Here is a 19,036-nt window from a genome sequence, read left to right on the forward strand (position 1 = left end):
AGGCGGTCGAGGAGCCACTTGAGGACGGTACGGGTCTGCGGCAGGCACAGCATAATGGTCAGGGTGAAGCAGCTCGTCGACCCAGGGGCGATCCGACGGCCACGGGAACGCGGGCCTGCCGGACACCGTCTCGTTCGAGGTCATGAAGCCGGACGCGCCGTTCCCTCGTCCTTTCCGGCCTCGGCGGGAGGCGCGTCCTGGCGGCCTTCGGCGGACCTGGCGCGGCTTTCGGAGCGCACCAGGGAGACGACGCCGGCGATGAACGCTCCGCCGACCACGAGGGGAGGCGTGAGGGCGGACACGATCTCGAACAAGGGATTTCTCACTTTCAGGCGCTTGGATTCGGCGGCGGGGCCCGCGACGCCATATTGACGCCGACCAGGTTGAACAGCAGGGCGATTTCCGGTTGCGGCTCAGCCGAACATCGCGATCACGGTTACCGCCATGATCACGATCAGGGCCACGACGGCACCGATGGCGAGGGCGATCTTCACGTTGGTCGTCATCTTCGGCTCACCGTTCCTGGGAACGCCTGTTCAGCCCGGCCAGGTAGTCGTTGTAGGCGGCCAGCTCGGCCTCGCCGCGGCGGTCGGCACGGCGGTCCAGCCGTCTGGATCGGCGGTGGTCGCTGAGCGCCCACTGGGCGGCGATGGTGATGACCACGATCATGGTGGGGATCTCGCCGAACGCCCATGCCATGCCCCCGGCGACGCTCTGGTCCTGCAGCACGCTCGCTCCCCAGGGGCGGGTCAGCTGGTCGTACCAGGACGAGGCGATCGACTTGCCCATCATCATCATCGAGATGCCGAAGAACGCGTGGAAGGGCATGGTCATCATGAGCGTGCCGAGCTTGGCGATGTACGGCAGGCGGCGCGGCGCCGGGTCCACCCCGATGACCACCCAGAAGAACAGCGTGCCGGACAGCAGGAAGTGCGTGTTCATGAGGATGTGGCCGACCGGCTGGCGCATGGCGGTCTCGAACAGCGAGGTGTAGTACAGCGCGTACGAGCCGCTGACGAAGACGACCAACGCGAATGCCGGGTGCGAGACGATCTCGGCGACGCGGCTGTGCAGCGCCGAGACGATCCACTCGCGTGGGCCGCGGTCGCCGCGCCGGGCGGCCGGTCTCAGTGCTCTGAGGGCCAGCGTCACCGGGGCGCCCAGGACCAGGAAGATCGGCGCCAGCATGGCCAGGCCCATGTGCTGGATCATGTGCATGCTGAAGAGCACGGGCGCGTACGTGGCGATCCCGCTCTGCGTGAGAACGACGATGAGAACGAGCCCGACCGCCCAGGCGATCGAGCGCCCCAGGGGCCAGGAGTCGCCTCGGCAGCGCAGGCGGACGACCCCCGCAGCGTATCCGGCGGCGCCGGCGAAGGTCAGCAGGGCGAAGAAGAGGTCCAGGCGCCACAGCGAGGCCAGGCGGGCCGTGGTGAGCTCGGGCGGCATCGCGTATCCCAGCAGGTCGCGAACCAGGTCGACGGGCAGCACGGTGGGCGGCGGCGAGGTCCGCGACAGGGCCACCGCCAGCCCGACGACGGCGGCCATGACCACGACCTCGCCGGCCGCGAGCCGGATGAAGGCCCGTGGCCGGCCGGCGCTCAGGGCTGCCAGTGTGTGGCGGCGGTGTAGCCGACCGAACGCTCCGAGGATGACCAGGGTGGCCGCCTTGGCCAGGATGAGCAGCCCGTACGAAGAGGAGAACAGCTGCCCGATCTCGGTGAGGCGGGCCGCGGAGCCGGCCACGCCGCTGACCGCCACCCCTGCCAGGCACCACAGCGCCAGGCGGGAAAATCGTCCCGCGGCGAGCGCCAGATCGGCCCCGCCGCGCAGGGCGTGCACGGTGACCGCGGCCAGGCCGCCGACCCACAACGCCAGAGCCACCAGGTGCAGCCCCAGCCCGGTGATCGCCATCGAGTGGTTGGGGGAACTGGCCGAGTGGCCGGTCAGTACGGGTGGAAGCAGCGTGAGCAGCGCGACGGCGAGCAGTCCGGCGGCGCCATGCGCGCTCACCACCCCTCTGGCGTATCCCGCGACGCAGCCCGACAGGATCAGCACCAGCAGCAGCATGGTGCCCTGCGGGATGGTGGTGACGAAGCTGACGATCACTGTGCCGCTCAGCCCCGTGACGGGCACCGCCAGGAGATCCGACAGCGTGAACAGCATGGTCAGCGCGGTCATCCCGGCCCAGGAAAGGGCGGCCCACGACGCCATGCGCGCGTATCCCCGCGCCTCGGGGGACAGCAGTCCCTTGGTGGAGGGGAGCAGGACGGTCGCCATGAGGAGCAGGCCCACCGTCGTCACGGCGGACAGGTCGGCGCCGAGCCTGGCGACCGGCAGTCCCCAGCGCGTGACGGTTCCGGCGTCGGGGAGTCCGGCGATCTCGACAGTGGTGGCGGCGCCGCCCACCACCAGGCCGGCGGCCAGGGCGGCCCCGGCGACGGCCGTCGCGGCGAGGAGCAGCCGGGATATGCGCGCGGTCAAACGAGTACTCCTTGAGGCAGGATTGTTCAGCCGGAGGCCGAGGGCGCGACTCCGCGCCGCACCTGCAAACTTCTACGTCAAGTAGAACTTCTATCGCATGTCGAATACAGAGGTTGTAAGAGTTCGCTATCGCATCGAGATGTGCACGTGGTCCTGGTGGTTGGCGGTGATGCCGCCGCGGTCGGACATGCTTCTCCAGCTGGAGCCCTGCCAGATGCGCTGCTTGTAGATCACGTACTTGATGCCCAGGCGGGAGGCGTTCTTGATCGCCCATGCCGCCAGGGCATCGCCCTGGGCCGACTGGGCGGGGGAGGGCCACGTGCCGCCTCGCGTGATCATGAAGTCGCAGGCGCGTCCCTGCGGATGCTCGCCACCGTCCTGAAGCGAGCGGAAACACCCGATGCTGGGCAGCGTGAACCGGCGTTTCACCTGATCTCGCACCATCCGGGTGCGAGGGGTGATGTTGTCGGCGCCCGACGGCAGCTCCGGCACCCAGCTGCCGTCGGACCTGCGCACTCCCGGCGCGACTATGAGGCGGTCGATCCGGTCGGTGATCTGGGCGATGAGCTTGTCGGCCTTCTGTCGTTCCGCGCGCAGCCGGGTTCCGCGATCGCGCAGCTCACGCGTTCTCGCGGTGGCGGCCTCCTCGGCGCGTCGGCGAGCGTCGCGGGCGGTGGCGTACCGGCTGATGATCGCCTGCTGGTTCTGCACCTGCACCTGCAGGACCGCGGCCGCATGGAGAGCGGCGTGCGGTTCCTGGGCGCCCATCGGGACGCTCTGGCTCACCTGCGGACTCTGGTAGGCGAGCGCCACCAGTTCGGCGAGCTGCTCGCGGGTGGCGTCATAGTCGCCCTGCGCGGTCTTCAGCCGGGTCGCGGCCTCCTTCTCCGCGCGCCGGGCGGTGGCCAGGGCGGCCAGGTTGGCGTTGTAGCCGGCGGCGGCGCGGTCGAAGTCCTTCTGGAGCCGGCTCAGCTGCTTGCGTAGTTGCTCGGCGGTGGGCTTGGGCTCCGCGTGCGCCGGGAGCATGGCGAGCGTGGCGACAGTGAGGAACGAGGCGACCGTGCTATATGCGACCCTCAGCCATCCAGCCGTCACGCCTGCTCCCTCTCCAGCTTCTTCTATGCTCCGTAGAAGTATGGGGGAGTCTATGGGGCGAACCGGTGCTCAGGGGACGATTCCTTCGTACTTGAACCACCCGCGGTGACGACGCGTAGCTCTTGATGATCGGCGGACCGCGGGAGGGGACCAGGCCTGATGGGGCAGCTCGCTCAAGTCACATCCTCCACCGGCCCAAGGGGCGGTGCCGGGCGGCCGAGGAGGGTCTCCGGCCACCCGGAGGGCAGGCGCTCGACACGCCTGATCGTCCTGGTGTGCGGGGTGGTGGTCCTTCTGGCGATCGTCGCGGGGATCACGCTCTACCTGCTCCCCGGAAAAGACCCTTTGACGGTCACCGGGCCTTTCGGCGAGCAGCCGCAGGTGGCCTTCGCCGAGGGAGGGCAGCCGGGCGAGGACCTCAAGGCCGAGACCGTGATCGCGGGCAGAGGCGTGGCCGTGGCCCAGGGAGATCTGGCCGTCGTCCAGTTCGCCAGCTACGCCTGGACCGGTACCTCTCACCGGGAGCTCGACAACAGCCATGACCGCGGCAAACCGGCGGTGATGCGGATCGGAGAGCTCATCCCCGGCCTGAACAAGAGCCTTCTCGGTAAGACGGTCGGCAGCCGGGTGGTGATGTCGATTCCTCCCAAGGACGGCTACGGCGCCGGCGGTAACGCGGAGACCGGGGTGACCGGCACGGACACGCTCATCTACGTTGTCGACCTGCTCGCCACGTATCCGAAGACCGCCTCCGCGCGTGGTCGCGCGCGCCCGGCCGACCCGGCTCTTCCTCAGGTCACGGCAGGGCCGGCGGGTGGGGCTCCGGCGGTGGCGATCCCGGCGACGGATCCGCCTGCCGAACTGCGGGCGGAGGCCTTGATCGAGGGAGACGGCCCGGCGATCCGCGCCGATCAGATGCTGGTCACCCACTATCAGGGGCAGATCTGGCGCAACGGCAAGGTCTTCGACTCCTCCTGGAACAGAGGAGAGGTGGCGCCGCTGTCATCGCTGACCGGCACGATTCCCGGCATCCTCGAAGGGCTGACCGGCAAGAAGGTCGGCAGCCGGGTGCTGCTGGTCATCCCACCCAAGGACGGGTACGGCAAGAAGGGCCCGGAGGCGGCGGGGATCAAGGACGACGACACTCTGGTCTTCGTCATCGACATCCTGGGCGCGTACTGACAACCCTCGGCAGGCACCCTGCAGCGCTGCCAAACCGAACTGGGCTCGGCCGATGTCCGGCCAGCAGGTCCAAGGGCCGGCGGCACGCCATTCTCCTCGGCTGTTGAGGTCATTGACGTTCGGCGTGATGTTCGCAAGTCGTGATCGAAATGTACCGGTTGGGGGATCATGTCCGACCGTACGCTTCGACGGACGGGGAACAACGGGGAGGCATGCATGTCGTTCATGACGCGGATGGCGGCGGCGTTCAAGGGGGAGGTCAGGGCAGACGAGCTCGAGGCCTATCGCCGGGCGGGCGGGCTCGTCTACACCGAACTCGAGCGGGCCGAGGCGCTGCGCGCCCGGTTGGCCGTCGAAGGAGTGAACCTGTGGCACGGCCCGCAGGCCGCCGCCGGGCAGCTGCTGTGCACCTGGAACGCGTTCGTCCTGCAGGCCATCGGGGAGCACCTGCTCGACGCGGACTACGCCGCCGACCCGAGCACCGTCGGCTACGTGCCGCAGGTCACCGCTCTGCAGGTCGACGCCTGCTTTGCTCAGGTGGAGGGCTGGGTGTCACGGGCGCGCCAGGCCGCGGGCAACTCCCGCTACCTCGTGGAGAAAGAGGTGCTGCTCCCCGCCGACCTGCCCGAATGGGCCGAGGCCAGCCCGTGCCCGCTGCCGCACCTGCACGGCATGCTCGCCGCCTCGCGCGCCATCCGCCGCCACGCCGAGGTCGCGCTCGGCGTCTTCGAGCAGACCGTCGCCGACGCCGACAGGCACCGCTACGCACTGGAACGGCTGCGCCAGCTGGCCGCCGAGGCGGCGACGGCCGCCGACTACGCCGAAGGGCTGCTGGACGCCGACCCGGCGCCGCGCATGCACGAGGCCATCGAGCAGCGCCTGCAGCGCGCTCTGGAGATCTACTACCACCTCGGCCAGCTCATCGCGATGCCCGGACTGATCGGCGGCTACAGGGGCCCCGGCGTACGGCAGGTCGTCCCTCCCGCCAACCTGAAAGTCGCCGACGTCCGCGACTTCGACCCCTGGTGCCTGACCGACCCGCAGAAGCGGAGCTTCTGGCAGGCCGATCCGCGGGCACGCCAGGCGATCAAGGAGATGTGGGAGTACGACCCTGCCCCCGCCCTCACCCTGCGCATCCAGGCCGAGATCGACGCCGTCCGGGAGAGCGGCGCAATCACCTTCGCCATCGACGCCCAGGGGAAACCGTTCGGCTGCTACTACTGCTGCCCCTGGTCCGCGATCTATCTGGTGCGCCGTCCGGTCGTCGTCGGCGGCCGCGCACTGCGTGCGATGCAGCAGTTCACGCTGGAGGTGTCGGCCGAGGACATGCCGAAGGGCGGCCCGTTCAAGCGCGAGATCATCGTCTCCTCCTTCAGGCCGACCAACCGGATCGACTACTGCGACCCGGACGGCCTGCACGGCGACTGAACCACCGAAGAGTCCGCCTCGCGCCGCGCATCGACCGCATCAGGCTCATGCGCGCGAGTTGGGACGCCCTACACGGTGATGCACACCACGGGAGCGATCAGCACGGCCACCGGCCCGCTGAGCAGCAGACCGGCTGCCGAGTAAGCCGCCGCAGGCACCCAATGAGACTGACGGCGCTCGCCGAGCAGCCGCTGCAGCCGTTCGACGACGCCCGCGTCCGCCAGGCCGAACGAGGCCAGGCCAGGGCCGGGCCCGCAGGTCGCCATGCGGACGAGCGCGCGGGCCAGCGGCAACTCGCCGTGCGCCCGGCTGGCGTGATCGTCGGCGATCATCTCCAGCAGTACGGCCACCGTCTGCCGTGCGGTCCGGGCGCAGGCCAGCCACGGGAACGCGTGCTCCAGCGCGACAAAGGGGAGCAGCGCCAGGTCGTGGTGGCCTCGGGCGTGTGCGCGCTCGTGCTCGAGAACCGTCTGGAGCTCCTGGCCGGTCAGCGAGTCCAGGGTGCCCTGGCTGAGCACGATGCGCCGATGCCTGCCGGGCACGCAGTAGGCGACGTGTTCGGCGACCGGCAGCACGTAGACGTCGTGGGCCGGGGAATGGTCGGCCACCACGTCGACCAGCAGGCGCTGGCGGCGGCGTTCGCGGATCGTCTTGGTGGTGGTGCGTACGGTGTGGATGAGCAGCCAGCTCATCAGGCCCGCCGACCAGGTCAGGGCCAGCAGGTGCATCGGCCCGAGCCCGTCGAGGCCGTGGCCGCTGACGATCTGGCGCGCCAGCGTGTGCGCCCCGTGCGGGAAGACCGCGGCCAGCGGCGCGACCGCGGCCACCAGCCCGAGACCGACCGCGCCCAGACCGGCGGCGACTCCGATCGCCTGCCACAGCGCCAGCGCCGCGTGCGGACTGCGGTGCGTCCAGGCCGCCCCGGCCAGCCTGCGCGCGGCCTGGTCGCCCAGCGCCAGCGGCAGCAGGGCGATTCCGGCCGCGATCAGCCAGGCGATCACGGCGCGGATCCGTCCCGCTCGCCCAGCGCCTCGCGCAAGGCCCTGGCCACCTCCGGCGTCACCGTGCCGACGAAGCGCTGCACGGCCGCCGCGACGTCACCGGCCTCGTCCAGGGCGGCGCGCATGGCCTCGGCGACGAAGGCGTCCTTGTCCGCGGTCGCCTTGTAGAGGTGTGCTCGCCCGATGCGTTCGCGGGAGACCATGCCCTTGTTCGAGAGCCGCATCAGGACGGTCAGCACCGTCGTGGTGGCGGGCTGGGACGGCAGGCCGGCCGCGAGGACGTGGGCGAACATGCCGTCCGGATGCTCCCACAGAGCTTCCATGACCGATCGCTCCAGATTGCCCAGCTGCACCGTGGCCCTCCTGCCGTGTTCTACTCCAGGTAGAAGGCTACCGTCCCCATGCCGTCCGTCGACGGGCAATCAAACAAGTGCCGCGTCGCGCCGGCAGCCAGGCGTGCAGCGGTCGGCGCCGCCGGTCGGCACGCGGGATCGGTGGCGCAGGCTTCTTCGTCCTCGTGATGCTGTGCGGTCATCGATGACTCCTCTCTCGGCGTATCAGCGGCTGCACAGGGTGACCGCCCAGCTCGAATAGCTGAGGCTGCGGTCGGTGATGATGCGGTCGACGCCATAGCCGGCCAGGCGCCGCCAGGCGGTGGGGGTGTTGGGAGTCCAGGCGTAAACGTGCACCCCGGCGGCGTGGTAGCTGTCCACCCACGAGCGGGACAGCTGGTCGTATCGGACGGAGACGAAGTCGTAGTGCTCGGCCTGGGCAGGGGGCGGCGTCGTGCTGGCCAGCAGCCCCTGGGCGACCGGCAGGAAGGAGACGCGGTTCAGCGCGGTGGGCAGGAACGAGGTCAGCGCGGTCCAGTCGTAGGCGCGATAGCGGTGATAGACGGCGGTGAGAGTGCGAGCGTCGGCGTCGTCCGGGACGCTCTTCAGCTCGATCAGCACCAGGTCGACGCGGCCGCGCAGCGCGTCCAGCACTTGCGCCAAGGCAGGTGGCGCGAGGCCGTCGCCACCGCGCAACGTGCGCAGCCGCGCCATGGACGAGGTGGCCACCAGACCGCTGCCGTTCGTGGTGCGATCCAGCGTGGCGTCGTGCATGAGGACGGGTTGGTGATCCCTGGTGAAGCGTATGTCTATCTCCACCTGCCGGGCATGGGCCGCCAGCGCCTGCCGTAGCGACGTGAGGGTGTTCTCCGACCCGGAGGGGGGATAGCCGCGGTGGGCGATCACGCCGGGTGCACGGCACTGCCCCGCCGCCCGGGCGGCGTCAGCCGGGACCGCCGTAGTGACGATCTGTATGACCGCGGTGAACGTGGCCACGAGGGCACGGCACCGCCCGTGTGCCAGGGGCGGGTGCCGTGGAAGCGGTGCGTCGAGGGCGCCGTCCCCGGTCGGCGGACGCCGCCGGGGGCGGGGTGAGAGGCTCATCCGGCGTCGTTCCGGAGGCTGCCGACCACGGGTTTTGTGAGCGCGTAGCGGCACGACACGGTCGGAGGCTGGCGGGTGGGTACGGGGGTGGCGTCGGCCGGCAGGCTCGAAAGTGCCGGCCATCCGGTCGTCGCGGCCATCGCCAGTGCGGAGTTGCGGACGGTTCTCATGCGCTGCCCTTCCCGTGCACTTCTACGGAAAGTAGTTGACTCATTACGTTGAGTTTAAACATATGATTGAGTGTTCATATGTAGAAGGAAAGGCATGCGGGAAGTGTTGACGCGGAGCGCCTCGGCATGACCTGGCCATCACACGTCATTCACCGTCGTCCAAGGAGCTCAGCGCATGTCTGATCGACACAGGCACCCGGAACAAGGGGCCGGACGGAACCACGGCCATGGGCACGGCCACGGACATGCTGTCGATGCGCAGGCCGACCGGCGCTATCTGAGCGGCGCGCTCGCTCTGATCGTCGGCTTCATGGCCGTCGAGGTCGTGATCGGCGTGATCGCCCAGTCGCTGGCGCTGATCTCCGATGCCGGCCACATGCTCACCGACGCGATGGCGATCGTGCTGGCCCTGATCGCGATGCGCATCGCGGCCCGACCACCGCGCGGCGGCTTCACCTACGGGCTGAAGCGCGCCGAGATCATCTCCGCTCAGGTCAACGGCATCACCCTGCTGCTGCTCGCGGCCTACTTCAGCTTCGAGGGCATCCGCCGTCTGATCGAGCCTCCCCAGGTCGAGGGCCTGTTCGTGGTGTTCACCGGATTGGCCGGCCTCGTCGTCTGGCTCACCGACTGGACCCGCGCCGACGCCATCGCCGCCCTGATCGTCGCCGCCCTGATGCTCAAGGCAGGTTGGGGCCTGGTCCGCGACGCCGGACGGGTGTTCATGGAAGCCGCTCCGGCCGGAGTGAACCCCACCGAGGTCGGCCGCCAGATCGCCGCCCTCGACACCGTGGTCGAGGTGCACGACCTCCACATCTGGGAGGTGACATCCGGATATGCCGCCCTGTCGGCCCACGTGCTGGTCACCCCGGGGGCCGACTGCCACGCCACGCGCCTCGCGGTCGAGAGCCTGCTGCAGGACCGGCACGGCATCGAACACACCACCTTGCAGGTCGACCACGCCTCGCCCGACAGCCACGCCTTCGACGACGACGGCGCCCTACGTCGGCTCGTACAGCACTGCGCCGACCCGCACGGCCCCACCCATCACGCCCGCCGACCTGATGAGACGGCCGGTGGTGACGATGGCGCGGCCGAGCCTGCGGCGCCGGCTTCCACCTGTCATGACCCGAACGTTCGGACATGAACTCCGTACTCGGGGGACACGCCACCGCGGCCCACCACCGCCCCGCGCAGGAGCCGCGGGCTCGGCCGTGACCGGTTGGCCAGGCTTGTTCCTGCGCGGCGTGTCATTGACATTTGTCGCAATGCCGACAAACTATTCATGTGAACGGTTCTTCAGATGATGGTGTGTTGGCAATAGACGGCTGCATGGTCAAGGTGGTCGACGGTGAACGGGTGGCCGCCGTGTACGAGCGGATGCCTGCCGCCGACGACCTCACTGACACCGCGGACATCTTCGGGCTGCTGTCGGATCCGAACCGGTTGAAGCTGCTGGTGGCCCTGCTGGACGGCGAGTTGTGCGTGTGCGACCTGGCCGCGGTGACCGGCCAGAGCGAATCGGCCGTCTCCCACGCGCTTCGACTGCTGCGCGCGCACCGCATCGTCGCCGCCCGCCGTTCCGGCCGGATGGCCTACTACCGACTGGAAGACCCGCACGTACGGATGCTGCTCGACCTGGCTCTCGCCCACACCGAGCACACCGACGCCATCCACCCCGAACGCGACGGGAACGCGTGATCGGCACCGGAGGGACAACCACTCCGGATCGAACCCGCGACCTGCCGCACCAGCCGGCACCTTCCCAAGGGGACGGGGCGGGGTCGTCCGTCTGACGGCCCCGCCTTCGTCCCTGGGCGGACGGAGCGGGCGGCGGAAGCGGCCGCTACCCCGCGTAGGTCTCGAACTCGGCGACCTTCGGCGTGCCCGCCGAGCTGGTGATCCTGAAGGTGATCTTGCTCAGTGAGGTCGGCGTGAAGGTGATGGCGCCCGCGCCGCTGCCGGACTTCAGGACCGCTCCGGTGCCGGCGTTGATGAGCTGCCAGGCTCCGATGCCGCCCTCGGAGCCTGACGCCTCACGGATGACGACCCTGGAGACCGTGGTGGCGGAGCCCCACTTGATCGAGATGTCACCGGTCGAGCCGGCCGGCGACCAGAAGGTGCTCATGTTGCCGTCCCGCACGTTGCCGTAGCTGGTCCCGTCGGCCTTGCTGGAGCCGTCGGAGCCGGCTCCGAGGCTGAGGTTGGGCCCGCCGGGCGAAGGGGTGGGTGACGGCGTGGGGCTGACGGTCGGCGTCGGTGTGGCCGTCGGTGTCTGCGGCGTGCAGCTGCCGTTCGACTCCTGCAGACCCTTGTTGGCGCCGGCCGTCTGGAGGACGAGGCCCGGCACGCAGCTCGCCCCGTCGAGGCTGTAGGAGTAGGGGATGCTGACGGTGGTGTTGGATTGCGGGTCGGGTCCGGCGGGGTTGTTCTCGCTGCCCGGCGCGGACCAGGTCACGTTGTCGAAGATGTTGCCGCCGACCTGCCAGTAGCCGGCCTCGCTGGTGTAGAAGGTGCCCAAGACGTCCTTGGAGTTCTTGAAGTAGTTGTTCTCCACTTTGGCGCGGGCTCCGGCCCGGGAGTTGATACCCGACTCGTGGAGGCTCACGTAGGAGTTGTTGTAGATGTGGGCGATGCCGCCACGCAGCAGGGGTGTGCGGGAGTCGATGTTCTCGTACAGGTTGTGGTGGAAGGTGATGTAGCCGTTCGAGCGGTCGCTCTCGCTGGAGCCGATGAGCCCGCCGCGGCCGGAGTTGCGCAGGATGCTGTAGGACAGGGTCACGTACTGGGTGTCGTTCTTCATGTCGAAGAGGCCGTCGAAGCCCTCTGCCTCCCCGCCCGAGGCCTCCAGGGTGACGTGATCGACCCAGACGTTGCGGACGCTGCTCTCCATGCCGATGGCGTCACCGCCGTTGGACGTGGGCGAGCCCGACTTCTTGACGTTGCGGACGGTCACGTTGCGGATGATGATGTTGCGGGCTTCGCGGATGTGGATGCCCAGCTGGTCGAAGACGGCCCCGCTGCCGACCCCGATGATCGTGACGTTGCTGATCTGCTTGAGTTCGATCACGTCGGCGGCGGTGTTGCAGCTTCCGCCCGAGACCTTGGTGGTGTTGCCGTGGTTGATGGTCCCTGAGACCTCGATGATGATCGGGGTGCTGCTGCTGGCCCGATTGCACAGGGCCGTGTGAATCGCGGTCCCCGTGGTGGCCCTCACCGTCTGCCCGCCCGCGCCACCGGTGGTTCCGCCGTTGACGCTCGCGTAGCCGCTGGCGCCGCCGGCCGCCGCTGATGCCTGCAGCATCGGCAAGGCCACACCGGCCGCGGCCGCGATGGCCACCGCGGCCAGCACCACCTGGAGTCGCAACGCGACTGCTCGTCTCATCCTCGGTTCACCTTCTCCTTCGAACAACGGGTGCGATCTTCTCTGCGCGGTCGCCGCCGCGGCATCGGGCTTGTTGCAGGGTCAGGCCGGCCGCTGGGGTCCGGTTCCGGCCTCCGACGAGAGGGCGGAGGCCGGCAGCCGCTCACATGAACGAACACCTCCGCGTTGGGGATGACCCACACCGTAGGAAAGCGCTTTCCGAGTGTCAATGCGGCGTGAAACTTTCAAGTCGCCACCCGGTGGCGCCTCACGAAGCTCTCGGCCGGCTGCGTCTCGCTCAGGAGCGGTGGGGGTTGAAGGCGCGTAGAACCGGCACAATCCGCATCGGTCAGGACCTCGTCGACGGTGCCGGGCAGGCCACGCTCCGCCTTACGGATCCTCAACGGATCCTCAACCAGTCGCGGCCTACCTTCATCAGCGCAAGGCCCGATCGACAGCGGAAGGGGCAGCGTCATGGCTTCGGCCACCAGAAGGCTCATCGCCTCCATCGGCATCACGGGCGCTTGATCCCGCGATCGTGCCCATATTCGCGCCCGGACCTCCGTACACGCAGCGGACCGAACGTCCCGCGCCGGCAGAGCGAGAGTTCCAGGTGGTCCCTCGTCCCTCTTTTACGCAGCGGAAGGTGTTACGCGATGGAAGGTCGCCGGCCGCAGGTCACGATCACTACGACGGCCGCCGTGGTGGGCGAGCGGCGGTGGCGGGCCCGGCTGTTGTGGCTGTCCATGGTGCTCGCGCCGGTCGTGGTGTCGGTGGCCGCCAACCAAGTGCTCAACGACGGCGTGTGGAGCGGCTCCTGGCTCGCCGGCACCATCGTGGCGGCGGTGGTGGCCGGGCTGGTCGTCGAACGGGCCGGGCGCGTGCTCGCCCCCGCCTCCGGGACCGTCACCGAGACCATGCGGGAGCTCGCCCAGCTGGTCCACGAGCGGTGGAGCGACGAGGTGGTGACGCGTTCCCTCGGCGATCCGCCGATCCCGGTCTCCTGGCACATGACCCGCCGAACCAAGCTCATGGATCACCCGCATCTGATCGCCGACCGTGAGCCGGCGCTGTCGGGCCGATCGGACGACATCGCCGCGCTCGCTGTCGCCTTCCGCGCGCTGCGCCGTCACCGCCTGGTCATCACCGGAGGCCGGGGCACAGGCAAGACCACCCTGGCCATCCAATTGATGCTGGAACTGATCCGCACGCGTGCTGACAACGACCCGGTTCCGGTGCTCCTGCCCGTCGCCGACTGGGACATCGAGGCCCACCCTCGGTTTCAGGACTGGGTGGCCGAGCGCGTGCGCACCGACTACGCCGCCTTGCGCACGCCGGGTAGCCAGCAGGACGGCGCCGACATTCTGGCGGCCCGTGGCTCAATTCTGGCCATTCTCGACGGTCTCGACGAACTGCCCGAGCCCGCCCGCGCCAAGGTGATCGAGAAATTGTCCGACACGCTCATGGAACGCGATCAGGTGATCATCACGTCGCGTACCACCGAGTACGGCGACGCGGTCACCGCCGCGCGGCGCCCGCTCAAGGCCGCCGCCGTCATCGCGCCCAAGGCGCTGCTCCCCGACATCGTGGCGAACTACCTGAGCGCCGCGTTGCCCGCGCTTTCCTCGTCCTCGGCGTGGACCAAAGTCTTGCGCGCCCTCAGGGAGGGCTCCGCGCCGGCTCTGGCCGATGTCACCTCCACCGCCTTGGGCCTATGGCTGGTCCGGGCCGTCTACATCGACCAGCCGGACGCCGATCCGGCTCCGTTGGCGACCGAGTACGCCGACGACACGCGGGCCCTGCGCGCTCACCTGCTCGACAATGTCCTTGGTGCGCTGCTGAACGCACGCACCACGATCCGGCCTACGACATGGGATCCGGCCGGCATCACCGAATGGACAAAGCGGCTGGCACGCCTGCAGGCCGAATCCGGCGGTCATGACCTGGCCTGGTGGCGGCTGACCGACCAGGCACTGCCCGCCTCACGAACGCGGCGCGCACTCGCCCGTACCTGGATCGGCGGGTTGACCGGTCTGGTGTTCGCACTCCCGGCCGCGTTGACCGCCATGCTGACCTATGGGCCGGTCTTCGGCTCGGCCTTCGGCATCTTCTTCGGCCTGTCCGCGGTGCAGGCCGCCCGCACTCCCGACTTCGCTCCGCTACGCGTACGGCAACGGCTGCAGGACTTCACCCGCGGTCTGTTGTCCGACGTGCGAATGATCTTCGTCATCATGCCGGTCGGCCTCGGCCTGCCGGCGGTGGGCTACAACGCGTGGGTGCACGGCTGGAAGATGGGGCTGGCCACCCTGTTCTCAGCGCTTGGCATCGGCTGGGTGACGGTGCGGGTGTCGCGGCAGCAGGACAAGAAGCCCGCCCAGCCAGACGAGAATCGACTCCCGCCGTTCACCGCCGCCGTCACCCCGCAATCCACCTGGCGGGTCAACCGAAGCCTCGTGGGTCTGCAATTGATGAACGCACTTCTCCTGGGGGCGATCGTCGGCTTCGCAGTCGATTTCATGAACGAGGCGTCCATCGTGCCGCCTCACCCGTCCGCGGCCGTGGACATGGGGATGGGCATCATCTGCGGCATAGCATTCGGTCTGGTGACCAAACGCCAGCACATGTGGCTGATGTCCACCATCGCCCTGGTGCACCTTGGGCCATCGGGCCGGCTGCCGTTCCGCTTGATGCGCTTCCTGCACGATCTGCACCACCTGGGCGTCCTGCGGACCGTGGGGCCCTTCTACCAGTTCCGCCACGCCGAACTACAAGATCATCTAGCTGCCTCCAGCTTCACGCCGGGACGTATGCGCGGCGTCGCCCCCTGATACGCTGTCAGGCATGATCCAGAAGTTCATCCGGCTTCGTAACAGCTGAAGCGGTCTGCCCGCCGGTCGTTCAGCGGCCGGCGCCAGTTGAGGCGATCCCGCAGACAGGTGCCGTGGCACAAGCGGCGCACCACCCGGGTTTCGCCCGCAGCCGACCGCCTGCTTCATTTCAGGGCTTGTCCTGCCGTGTTCTCGCCCGGCAGCCGCACGCCCGCCTTCGGCAACCCAGGCACGTTCGCCGTGCCTTCCATCGAAACGGACTGTTCTTCATGAGATCAAACTCCAACCGCTCGTCGTCGCCTACGTTCGTGCTGGTCCACGGCTCCGGCGCCAGTTCCTTCATGTGGGCTCCCGTCCAGCGCGAGCTGGCGTTGCTCGGCCACCGCAGCTTCGCCGTCGATCTGCCGGGACATGGCCTCGACGCGCAGTACCCGCTCGCCTACCAGGCCCCCCAGGACCTCGACACGTGGGCGGTCGAACCGTCCACGCTGGCCGGGGTCACCCTGCAGCACAACGTCGACACGGTCGTCGACGTGGTCCGACGCGTGGCGGAGCACGGGCCCGTGGTGCTGGTGGCGGCCAGCCTCGGCGGCGTGACCATCTCTGGCGTGGGCAACGCGATCCCCGAGCTGGTGAACCGGCTCGTCTACATCTCCGCCTGGTCGTGCGTGCAGCGCTCCAACCCGATCGAGTACATGCAGGAGCCCGAGTTCGCCGGCAACCTGATGGGCCCGCTGGCCGCGTTCAACGTCGGCGACCCCGCTCAGCTCGGTGTCGGCCGGGCCAATTACCGCACCGCGGATGTGGAACTGCTCGACGCGCTCAAGGCCGCGACCATGGCGGACGTCAGCGACGAGCGGTTCCGGGCCTTCCTCAACATCCTGCAGCCGGACGAATCGATCGCGGTGATGACGGCCGACGCCCGCGTCCAGGCCGGCACCTGGGGCACGATCGCCCGCACCTACATCCGCCTCACCGGCGACCGATCCCTCCCGATCGCCATGCAGGACCGGCTGATCGCCGAAGCGGACGCCCTGACGCCCGGCAACCCGTACGACGTGCACACGCTGGACACGTCACACGTGGGGTTCCTGTTCAGGGCCGATGAGGTGGCCGCCATTCTGGACAAGGCCGCAATCTAGCAAGGCCTGAGCTGCCCGAGCGGCCTCAATCACGCAGCAGGGCGCACAGCTCGTCTGTCGCGTCATCGAGCGAACCGGCGCCGTCGACCACCAGGTCGGCGGACTCCGGCGGCTCGTAGGCCTGGCCGAGGCCGGTCAGGTTCGGCAGCGTGCCGGCCTTCGCCTGGGCATACAGGCCCTTCGGGTCCCGGCGCGCGCACACCTCGGCCGGGGTGTCCACCCAGACCTCGGCGAAGTCGCCCGGCTGGAACAGGCTCTTGGCCACCGCCCGATCCGTACGGAACGGCGAGACCAGCGCGACGATCACGATCAGCCCGGCGTCCAGCAGGATGCGGGTCAGCTCGGCGACCCGGCGCACGTTCTCCGCGCGATCCTCCGGGGTGAACCCGAGGTCCTTGTTCAGCCCGCTTCGGACGTTGTCGCCGTCGAGCACGTACGTGTGCAGCCCCATGGCGTGGAGCCGCCGCTCCAGCGCGTTGGCGATCGTCGACTTGCCGGCGCCCGGCAGGCCGGTCAGCCACAGCACCTTGGCCCGCTGCCCCTTCAGCCGCTGCCTGGCGTCGCGGTCGACGGTGTAGGCGTGTGGAACGACGTTGCGGCCCCGCCGCAGCGCGTGCCGGACCATGCCGGCCGCCACGGTCTCCTTGCTGACCCGGTCCACGAGCAGGAAGCTGCCCGTGTCCCGGCACGTCCGGTAGCCGTCCAGGCAGATCGGGGTGTCGGTGGTCAGTTCGACCGTGCCGATGTCGTTGAGGCCGAGCGTACGCGCGGCGAACTGCTTGCCGGACACCACGTCCATCCGGCCGCGCACGGTCGTGACCACGGCGGGCACGGTCCGCGACCCGGCCAGCAGCAGGTAGGAGCGGCCGTGCCGCACCGGCTCCTCGGCGGTCCAGACCAGCGTGGCGGAGTACGCCGAGGCCGGGGAGAGCCCGTCGCCGAGTGCGGCCGGCGTGGTCAGCAGGTCGCCGCGACGGACGTCGACGTCGCCGGCCAGCGTCACCGTCACCGGGGTGCCGGGGGAGGCCCCGTAGAGGTCGCCGCCGCCGGGGCCGAGCACCCGGTCGATCCTCGACTCCATGCCGCTGCCGGCGACCGCGACGGTGTCGCCCGGTCGGACCGGGCCGCCGACCACCGTGCCCGCGAAACCGCGGAAGTCGTCCGCCCGGATCACGTACTGGACGGGCAGCCGGTAGCCGTCGGCGCCGTCCGGTCGCGGCGGGCCGGGCGGCTCCCAGGCGGACAGCGCGCCGAGCAGCGTCGGCCCGTCGTACCAGGGGAGGTTCGGCGATGGGTCGACGACGTTGTCCCCATCGAGTGCGCTGGCCGGGATCACGCTCGCCGCCATGTCGAGGCCGTTCGCCGTCGACAGCACCTCGCTCGCGAGCTGGTCGAACACCGCCCGGTCGTAGCCCACCGCGTCGAGCTTGTTGACCACCGCGATGACGGCCCGCACGCCCATCAGCGCGCAGATCGCCAGGTGCCGATGGGTCTGCTCGCGGACCCCTTTGGTGGCGTCGACGAGTAACACGGCGACGTCCGCGGTGGAGGCCGCGACCGCCATGTTGCGGGTGTACTGCTCGTGTCCCGGCGCGTCGGCGATGATCACCCGGCGCCCGGACGGCAGGTCCAGGAAGAGGTGGGCGACGTCGATGGTGATGCCCTGCTCGTGCTCCGCCTCCAACCCGTCGGTCAGCAGCGAATAGTCGACCGCTCCGGCCGGAATCGTGGAACCGCCGCGCCTGGTCCGCCGCGCGTAGTCGAGCCGGTCCTCGGTGGCGCTGCCGGTGTTGGCGAGCAGCCGACCGATGAGAGTGGACTTGCCGTCGTCGACCGAGCCACAGGCGACCACTCGAAGCACCGAAATCATCAGAAATACCCCTCCGACTTCTTGCTCTCTATGGATGTGCCGCCCTCGCCGTCGATGAGCCGGCCGGCGCGTTCGGACCTCCGGTCGAGCCGCATCTCGTCGATGACCTCGTCGAGGTTCTCGGCCTTCGACTCGACGGCCGCGGTCAGCGGGTAGCAGCCGAGGGTGCGGAAGCGTACCTGGCGCAGCAGCGGACGTTCGCCGGGCGACAGCGGGAAGCGCTCGTCGTCCACCATGATCAGCGATCCGTTCCGCTCGACGACCGGGCGTGGTGCGCTGAAGTACAGCGGCACCACGGGGATGCCCTCCCGCCTGATGTAGCGCCAGACGTCCAGCTCCGTCCAGTTCGACAGCGGGAACACCCGCATCGACTGGCCGTCGGCCAGCTCGGTGTTCGCCCACCACCAGAACTCCGGACGCTGCGAGCGCGGCTCCCAGCGATGGCCGGGCTCGCGCAGCGAGAAGATCCTTTCCTTCGCCCGCGACCGCTCCTCGTCGCGCCGCGCGCCGCCGATCGCCGCGTCGAACCCGCTGTCGTCGAGTGCCTGGCGCAGCGCGACGGTCTTCATGATCCGCGTGTACTCGTGCGCGCCGTGGGTGAACGGCGTGACCCGCTCCGGGTTGGTGTGCACCCGCAGGTCGAGCTCCAGCCGCCTGGCCGTGTCATCCCGGAAGGCGATCATCTCGCGGAACTTCCAGCGGGTGTCGATGTGCAGCACGGGAAACGGCATCCGGCCGGGCGCGAACGCCTTGGTCGCCAGGTGCAGCAGCACCGAGGAGTCCTTGCCGATCGAATACAGCAACACCGGCCGGCGAAAGGCCCCGGCGACCTCGCGCAGCACGTGGATCGCCTCGGCTTCGAGCATGTCCAGGACGTCTTCTTCGGCCACGTATCGGCCCTCCGTCGTCGCTAACCGTTCTTCGGTGGTCCGGCCGCCGGTCGCGGTGTCGAGCGACCTCAAGGGCGGCCGGCGGATCGGTCTCCTGATCCCCGCGGCCATGCCCTTCTATAGTAACCTATAAAAGCGTTATATCG

The 19,036-nt window shown here is 69.4% G+C and carries 17 protein-coding genes; 6 read left to right on the forward strand and 11 right to left on the reverse strand.

The genetic code is table 11. The features are described 5' to 3' along the window. Positions 1-140: 140 nt before the first annotated feature. The 3 genes from ACWEPL_RS17845 to ACWEPL_RS17855 all read right to left on the reverse strand — a co-directional run bounded on the left by ACWEPL_RS17845 (position 141) and on the right by ACWEPL_RS17855 (position 3,579). Positions 141-314, reverse strand: a complete 174-nt coding sequence (locus tag ACWEPL_RS17845; RefSeq protein ID WP_452436804.1) for a hypothetical protein — start codon at positions 312-314, stop codon at positions 141-143. A gap of 199 nt (positions 315-513) precedes the next feature. Further along, a complete protein-coding gene (locus ACWEPL_RS17850; protein WP_452436805.1) occupies positions 514-2,484 on the reverse strand; it encodes a cytochrome c oxidase assembly protein in 1,971 nt (656 codons plus the stop codon). A 126-nt stretch (positions 2,485-2,610) separates the two neighbouring features. Beyond that, positions 2,611-3,579: a coiled-coil domain-containing protein gene (locus ACWEPL_RS17855; protein ID WP_452436806.1), complete on the reverse strand. Its 969-nt coding sequence runs from the start codon at positions 3,577-3,579 to the stop codon at positions 2,611-2,613. Between the two features lie 282 nt (positions 3,580-3,861). On the opposite strand from ACWEPL_RS17855, the gene ACWEPL_RS17860 reads away from it, so the two are divergent. Together ACWEPL_RS17860 and ACWEPL_RS17865 are read left to right on the forward strand one after the other, a co-directional pair. Continuing rightward, the gene (locus tag ACWEPL_RS17860) at positions 3,862-4,761 is read left to right on the forward strand and encodes an FKBP-type peptidyl-prolyl cis-trans isomerase (RefSeq protein ID WP_452436807.1); all 900 of its coding nucleotides are present in this window, start codon (positions 3,862-3,864) and stop codon (positions 4,759-4,761) included. 216 nt (positions 4,762-4,977) lie between these two features. Then, positions 4,978-6,189, forward strand: coding sequence for a hypothetical protein (locus ACWEPL_RS17865; protein WP_452436808.1), 1,212 nt, complete (start codon positions 4,978-4,980; stop codon positions 6,187-6,189). 68 nt (positions 6,190-6,257) lie between these two features. Here the strand turns inward: ACWEPL_RS17865 and ACWEPL_RS17870 are convergent, their stop codons facing one another. The 5 genes from ACWEPL_RS17870 to ACWEPL_RS17890 form a co-directional block, all read right to left on the reverse strand. After that, the gene (locus ACWEPL_RS17870; RefSeq protein ID WP_452436809.1) at positions 6,258-7,190 is read right to left on the reverse strand and encodes a M56 family metallopeptidase; all 933 of its coding nucleotides are present in this window, start codon (positions 7,188-7,190) and stop codon (positions 6,258-6,260) included. Beyond that, on the reverse strand, positions 7,187-7,543 hold the full coding sequence (locus ACWEPL_RS17875) for a BlaI/MecI/CopY family transcriptional regulator (protein ID WP_452436810.1): 357 nt from the start codon (positions 7,541-7,543) through the stop codon (positions 7,187-7,189). Before ACWEPL_RS17875 ends, ACWEPL_RS17870 begins: the two co-directional genes overlap by 4 nt. Before the next feature lie 20 nt (positions 7,544-7,563). Then, complete coding sequence (locus ACWEPL_RS17880; protein WP_363964609.1) at positions 7,564-7,725, reverse strand: hypothetical protein; 162 nt, start codon at positions 7,723-7,725, stop codon at positions 7,564-7,566. A gap of 22 nt (positions 7,726-7,747) precedes the next feature. Beyond that, a complete protein-coding gene (locus ACWEPL_RS17885; RefSeq protein WP_452436811.1) occupies positions 7,748-8,518 on the reverse strand; it encodes a glycerophosphodiester phosphodiesterase in 771 nt (256 codons plus the stop codon). 104 nt (positions 8,519-8,622) lie between these two features. Next, positions 8,623-8,796, reverse strand: a complete 174-nt coding sequence (locus ACWEPL_RS17890) for a hypothetical protein (protein ID WP_452436812.1) — start codon at positions 8,794-8,796, stop codon at positions 8,623-8,625. A gap of 175 nt (positions 8,797-8,971) precedes the next feature. On the opposite strand from ACWEPL_RS17890, the gene ACWEPL_RS17895 reads away from it, so the two are divergent. Continuing rightward, on the forward strand, positions 8,972-9,943 hold the full coding sequence (locus tag ACWEPL_RS17895; protein ID WP_452436813.1) for a cation diffusion facilitator family transporter: 972 nt from the start codon (positions 8,972-8,974) through the stop codon (positions 9,941-9,943). 164 nt (positions 9,944-10,107) lie between these two features. Continuing rightward, complete coding sequence (locus ACWEPL_RS17900) at positions 10,108-10,497, forward strand: ArsR/SmtB family transcription factor (protein WP_452436814.1); 390 nt, start codon at positions 10,108-10,110, stop codon at positions 10,495-10,497. A 145-nt stretch (positions 10,498-10,642) separates the two neighbouring features. Here ACWEPL_RS17900 and ACWEPL_RS17905 read toward each other — a convergent pair whose 3' ends face one another. Then, positions 10,643-12,181: a pectate lyase family protein gene (locus ACWEPL_RS17905; RefSeq protein ID WP_452436815.1), complete on the reverse strand. Its 1,539-nt coding sequence runs from the start codon at positions 12,179-12,181 to the stop codon at positions 10,643-10,645. 635 nt (positions 12,182-12,816) lie between these two features. Between ACWEPL_RS17905 and ACWEPL_RS17910 the strand changes: the two genes are divergently transcribed. Both ACWEPL_RS17910 and ACWEPL_RS17915 read left to right on the forward strand, forming a co-directional pair. After that, positions 12,817-14,988, forward strand: coding sequence for an NACHT domain-containing protein (locus ACWEPL_RS17910; RefSeq protein ID WP_452436816.1), 2,172 nt, complete (start codon positions 12,817-12,819; stop codon positions 14,986-14,988). 269 nt (positions 14,989-15,257) lie between these two features. Then, positions 15,258-16,130: an alpha/beta hydrolase gene (locus ACWEPL_RS17915; protein WP_452436817.1), complete on the forward strand. Its 873-nt coding sequence runs from the start codon at positions 15,258-15,260 to the stop codon at positions 16,128-16,130. A 25-nt stretch (positions 16,131-16,155) separates the two neighbouring features. On the opposite strand, the gene cysC is transcribed toward ACWEPL_RS17915, so the two are convergent. Both cysC and cysD read right to left on the reverse strand, forming a co-directional pair. Beyond that, positions 16,156-17,991, reverse strand: coding sequence for an adenylyl-sulfate kinase (cysC, locus tag ACWEPL_RS17920; protein WP_452436818.1), 1,836 nt, complete (start codon positions 17,989-17,991; stop codon positions 16,156-16,158). Between the two features lie 8 nt (positions 17,992-17,999). After that, positions 18,000-18,890: a sulfate adenylyltransferase subunit CysD gene (gene cysD, locus ACWEPL_RS17925; RefSeq protein WP_350734951.1), complete on the reverse strand. Its 891-nt coding sequence runs from the start codon at positions 18,888-18,890 to the stop codon at positions 18,000-18,002. Positions 18,891-19,036: the final 146 nt, after the last annotated feature.

The sequence above is a fragment of the Nonomuraea sp. NPDC004186 genome (assembly GCF_053603495.1).